Annotated in this window: 4 protein-coding genes; 2 read left to right on the forward strand and 2 right to left on the reverse strand. The window is 70.8% G+C overall.

Going from position 1 to position 5066, the window contains the following annotated elements; translation table 11 throughout:
- Positions 1–1210, forward strand: a 1210-nt coding sequence (locus D7X55_RS35560; RefSeq protein ID WP_147470341.1) for a threonine/serine exporter ThrE family protein, incomplete at its 5' end; no start/stop codon positions are given.
- 4 nt (positions 1211–1214) lie between these two features.
- On the opposite strand, the gene D7X55_RS35565 is transcribed toward D7X55_RS35560, so the two are convergent.
- On the reverse strand, positions 1215–1631 hold the full coding sequence (locus tag D7X55_RS35565) for a DoxX family protein (RefSeq protein WP_120553091.1): 417 nt from the start codon (positions 1629–1631) through the stop codon (positions 1215–1217).
- Between the two features lie 137 nt (positions 1632–1768).
- Here D7X55_RS35565 and D7X55_RS35570 point away from each other — a divergent pair, with 137 nt between their 5' ends.
- On the forward strand, positions 1769–2944 hold the full coding sequence (locus tag D7X55_RS35570) for an AI-2E family transporter (RefSeq protein ID WP_121725369.1): 1176 nt from the start codon (positions 1769–1771) through the stop codon (positions 2942–2944).
- 7 nt (positions 2945–2951) lie between these two features.
- On the opposite strand, the gene D7X55_RS35575 is transcribed toward D7X55_RS35570, so the two are convergent.
- Positions 2952–5066, reverse strand: a 2115-nt coding sequence (locus D7X55_RS35575; RefSeq protein WP_199747296.1) for a dipeptidyl-peptidase 3 family protein, incomplete at its 5' end; no start/stop codon positions are given.

Consider the following 5066-nt stretch of genomic DNA (forward strand, 5'->3'; position numbering starts at 1 on the left):
GAGACAGCCGCCCGGCCCCGCGGTGGCCTTCGTGCTGCGCCTGGGCCACGCGCTGCACCGCCACGGCACGCCCGCCCACCGCCTGGAGGGCCTGATGAAGCGGGTGAGCGAGCGGCTGGGCCTGGAGGCCCGCTTCTTCTCCACGCCCACCTCCATCTTCGCCTCGTTCGGCCCTCCGGAGGACCTGCGCACCAGCCTCATCCGCGTGGAGCCCGGCGACATGGACCTGGAGCGCCTCATCCTCCTGGACATGCTCGCGGACGACGTCATCCACGGGCGGCTCACCCCCGCGGAGGGAGCCCGCCGCGTGGAGGACATCCTCGCCCGGCCGGAGCGCTACGGCCCCGCCCTCCAGCTGCTCTGCTGGATGCTGGCGGGCGCCTCCGCCGCGCTGCTGTTCGGCGGTGGATGGAAGGAGATGGGCGTCTCCAGCGTCAGCAGCCTGGCCATTGGCGCCGTGGACCTGCTGACGCGCAAGCAGCCCACCACCGCGCGCGTGCTGGAGCCCGTGGCCGCCGTGCTGTCCGCCGCGTTCGCGGGGATCGCGGCCCACTTCTTCGGCCCGCTGCACAACGAGGTGGCCACGCTCGCGGGCCTCATCGTGCTCCTGCCCGGCCTGACGCTCACCATCGCCGTCAACGAGGTGGCCACGCGCAACCTCATCTCCGGCACGTCGCGCCTCACCCACGCCGCGCTCATCTTCCTGCAGCTGGGCTTCGGCGCGGCGCTGGGCAGCCGGGTGGCCACGGTGCTGCCTCCGGTGCCCACGCCGCCCCTGCCCGTGGTGATGCCTCCAGGGGCCGCCGTCGTCGCGCTCGTGGTGGCGGGCTTCGCCATCGCGGTGCTCTTCCGCGCCCGGCCGCGCGACTGGGGCTGGATTGCGCTGGCCGGCGCCGCCGCGTTCATGGGGGCCCGGCTGGGCGCGCTGCTGCTGGGGCCTCAGCTGGGCGCGTTCGCGGGCGCGCTGCTCCTGGGCGTCGGGAGCAACGCGCTGGCGCGGCTTCGCAACCGGCCCGCCGTCACCACCGTGGTGCCGGGCCTGATGCTGCTCGTCCCCGGCAGCGTGGGCTTCCGCAGCCTCGCGTCGCTGCTGGAGCGCGACGTGGTGGCCGGCGTGGACACGGCCTTCTCCATGCTGATGGTCGCGGTGGCGCTGGCGGCGGGCCTGCTGTCCGCCAACGCCATCATGCCCTCGCGCAAGGTGCTGTAGCGCCTTACGCCAGCCGCAGCAGGTACACCGCCGCGACCGCCACCACGAAGTACGGCACCAGCACCGCCGCGCCCGCGTACTCCTTCGCCATGCGCTGGCCGAAGAAGAGCGCCAGCAGCGACAGCGCGGAGAGCACCGCGCCCAGGTACGCGACGGCCGGGCTGCCGTTCACCAGCAGCATCACCGCGCCCACCGCGCTCAGCGCCCCGGCCGCCAGCTCCATCAGCGTGATGACCGCCAGCATCGGCGTCACCACGCCCTTGAGGGGCGACTTGGAGAAGTGGCCCGTCAGCCACCCCAGGTTCCCCTTCCAGTCCACGACCTTGTCCAGGCCGGACTGCAGGAAGAGGATGGCCAGGAAGACGGCGCACAGGAGCTGCGGGAGCCAGAGCGTGAAGCGGGCGGAGTCAAAAGGCGGCATGCGCGCACTCTAGCGCCCCCCGCGCCGCCCCCAAGTCCGGTGAGCAGGCAGCCAGCCAGGCCCGAGGGAATGTTCCTGCAACAATCCGACCGGGCAGGCTCCCGGCGACAGGTCCGGCTCCCTAAATTGGCAAGGCCATGGCCTCCGATTTGGTAGCGCGACGCGTCTTCGTGGGTCTCATCCTGCTGTCCATCGTCCTGCTGTGCCTGGTCATCCGGCCCTTCGCCGAAGCGTTCTTCCTGGCGGCGGTGCTGGCGGGCACCTTCTACGGACTGCACACCCGGCTCAAGAAGCGCCTGCGAGGCCATGGCAACGTGTCCGCGGGCTTCATCGTCACCGGCATCATGCTGGCGCTGCTGTTGCCCCTGGGCGGCCTCACCGCCTTCGTCGTCGCGGAGGTGTCCGAGGGCGCCCGCTTCGTGACCCAGACCGTGCAGAAGGACGGGATGACGGGCCTGATGGAGAAGCTGCCCAGCGGCATCCGGGGCCCGGTGAGCAAGCTGATTGAACGGCTCCCGCTGGAGCAGGAGCAGCTCGACCAGAAGTTCCAGGAGCAGGTGACGAGCCAGGGCGGGACCGCCGCCAAGGCCGTCACGGGAGCAGTGGCGGCCACCGGCACGCTCGTCCTCCAGACGACGATGATGCTCATCGCCCTCTTCTTCTTCCTCACCGATGGCGCGCGCCTGGTGCAATGGATCGAGAGCGTGTCGCCGCTACGGCGCGGACAGACGCGGGAGCTCTTGCGCGAGTTCAAGAGCACCTCCGTGTCGGTGCTCGTCTCCACCATCGCCACCGCGGGAGTCCAGGCGGCGGTCGCGCTCATCGGCTTCCTCATCGTGGGGGTGCCCGCGCCGCTGTTCTTCGCGGGCCTCACGTTCTTTCTCGCTCTCATCCCCGCCGTGGGCGCCGCGGTGGTGGTGCTCTTCGCCGCGGGCCTGATGTTCCTCAGCGGCCACCCGTGGGCGGCCCTCTTCCTGGCCATCTGGGGCGTCGTCGTGGTGGGGCTCGTGGACAACGTCGTCAAGCCGCTGCTGGCCCGGAAGGGCATGAACCAGCACGGCGCCATCGTCTTCTTCGCGCTGCTCGGCGGCCTCGCGGCGTTCGGCGCGGTGGGCCTGCTGCTGGGACCCCTCATCGTCGCCTTCTTCCTCTCCGTGGTGCGCATCTACGAGCGCGACTACGGCCGCCCCAACAGCCGCATGGGCGACCCGGCCACGCCGGGAGGCCCCATCCCACCGGGCTCCCAGCACGTCGTGCTCACCACGGAGTCCGGCACGCCCGTCAATGACGCGGACGTGCCGTCCAACCACTGACGGCCCGTCAGGGCCTGGACTTCGCCGGAGCCGGAGCCGTATCCGGCCCCAGCTCCTTGAACGCCTCGCGCACCGCGTCCGGCGAGCCCGCCACCTTCGCGGCGATGCGCCGGGCCTCCGCGGGGGACAGCCGTCCCAGCAGGCTGCGCTCCAGGTGCTGATCCACGAAGGCCTGGGTGGTGTCCTCCTTCAGGTCCACCAGCGCCCCCTTCGCGTCCAGCACCGGCACCACGCGCGGTGAGTTGATGAGCAGCACCGTGGGCACGTCCACGGCCTTCACCCGGCGGGCGACCTCGTCGCGCAGCTTCGGGTCGAAGTGGATGCCCTTCTGCCGCACCAGCGCGCGGATGCCCTCGTAGTCGCCGGTGGCCTTGATGACCATCAGCTGGGAGAGCAGCTCGCCCACGGCCTCGCGCATCCTGGCGTAGTCCGGAACCACCAGGTACGTGCGGCCGTTCTCCGTGACCTGCTTCACCACGCCCTTCTCCTCCAGGAACGTCACCGTCATGTGGTGGCCGCGCTGGTGGTCCTCCTCGAAGGCGTTGCCTTCTTCCACGCGGCGCAGGTTGGTGAGCCCCTCCACCAGGAAGTCCCGGTACATCTGCCGGGCGATGGCCTCGTGGTCCGGCGACAGCTCCGCGAGCGCCGGGTCGAACGCGTGCCACAGCGCGACCAGGTCCGCTCTCGCCTCCTCCAGCGTGTTGTCGTACTCCTTGAGGAAGACGGAAGGGGACTGGCCCTTGAGCTTCGGGTCCACCTGGCCGGAGGCGTGGCCCAGCACTTCATGGAAGGCCACCAGCCACTTGCGCGCGGTGACGGAGTACTTCCGCGCCTGCTCGCGGTCCTCGGCCGTGCGGGAGAACTCCAGCGCCAGGGGCAGCCGCGTCACGGCGGAGGCGGCGTCCATGACGTTGGTGATCATCACGCTCTTGCTGCCGTACTTCTCGCGGATGTGCTGCTCGTTGGGCAGGTTGATGCCCGCGGGCGGCTCCGGGTTGGACGTGATGAGGTTGATGGCCTTGGCCACCGGCAGCGCGACCTTCTTGCGGCGGTACTTCTGGGGCCAGGGCAGCCGGTCCTCGAAGTACTGGGCCTTCTGGCCCATGAGCACCATGATCTGGTTCTCCTTCGTGTCGCGGTAGTTGACCAGCGCCTCCCACTGGCCCTTGTGGCCGCGCGGGTCGACGTACGTCTCGATGAAGCCCAGGTTGGCATCCACCTTCGGGTCCACCTTGAGCCACGCGATGTTGTACGCGTCCCAGTCCTTCGGGTCGCCGGTCTGGAAGTAGCGCACCAGCTTGCCCAGCGCGGTCTTCTGCGCGGGCCCGGCGGACTTCATCGCCTCCTGGAGGTGCGCGATGACGCGCGAGAGCTCCTTCGCGTACAGGCCCGGCTTCACCTTGCCGTCCGGCGTGCCCGCGCGGAAGACCTGCTCCACCAGCTTGCCGTCCTGCTTCACCACGCGCGAGTTGAGCGGGTGCTTCTCCGTGAAGCCCACCAGGTCCTTCTCCGTCACGCCGGGGCCGTAGGCCGTGTTGGAGGACGCGGTGAGAATGTCCTGGCCCGGGGGCGGAGCCTTGGAGGTGAGCTGCGGCTCGAAGGCCGCGTCGAAGAGGGTGGGCTTCAGGTCCTGGAGCCAGGCCTGGAGTTCGGCCTCGTCCTTCACGCTCCACGGCGCGCCGGCCTTGAGCGCGCGCGAGGCGCCGGCCGCGAGCTGCTCCGCGGTGAAGCCCGGGACGAACTTCTGGCCGGTGGCGCTGTCGTGGTTGCCGCCATGTCCGTAGAAGCGCAGCAGGTAGTCCGCCAGCTTCGCGTCGAAGCCGGACGCGGCGCTCTGCGCGTCCCGGCCGAAGAGCCAGACGCCTTCCAGGAGCTGCTTCGCCGGCACCAGCTTCCAGCCGAGCTGATCCAACGCGATGTCCTCGCCCGCGTGCGCCGCGAGCGTCAGGGACCACGCCACGCGCTTCTCCGCCAGGGACAGCTCCGCGATGCCCGGCGCGAACATCTGGGCGACGGCGGTGTTGCCGGAGCGGGCGCGGAGGAACTTCCCTCCGGGCACGGTCAGGGTGGGCTGCGCGGCCTGCGCGGGCCCGGCGTCAGGGGCCGGGGACTTCTGCGGGGT

Source organism: Corallococcus sp. AB049A (assembly GCF_003668885.1).
GTDB lineage: Bacteria > Myxococcota > Myxococcia > Myxococcales > Myxococcaceae > Corallococcus > Corallococcus interemptor.

Coding starts and splice junctions, on each gene's coding strand:
- D7X55_RS35570 (WP_121725369.1), top strand. CDS start 1,769: ATGGCCTCCGATTTGGTAGCGCGACGCGTCTTCGTGGGTCTCATCCTG.
- D7X55_RS35565 (WP_120553091.1), bottom strand. CDS start 1,631: ATGCCGCCTTTTGACTCCGCCCGCTTCACGCTCTGGCTCCCGCAGCTC.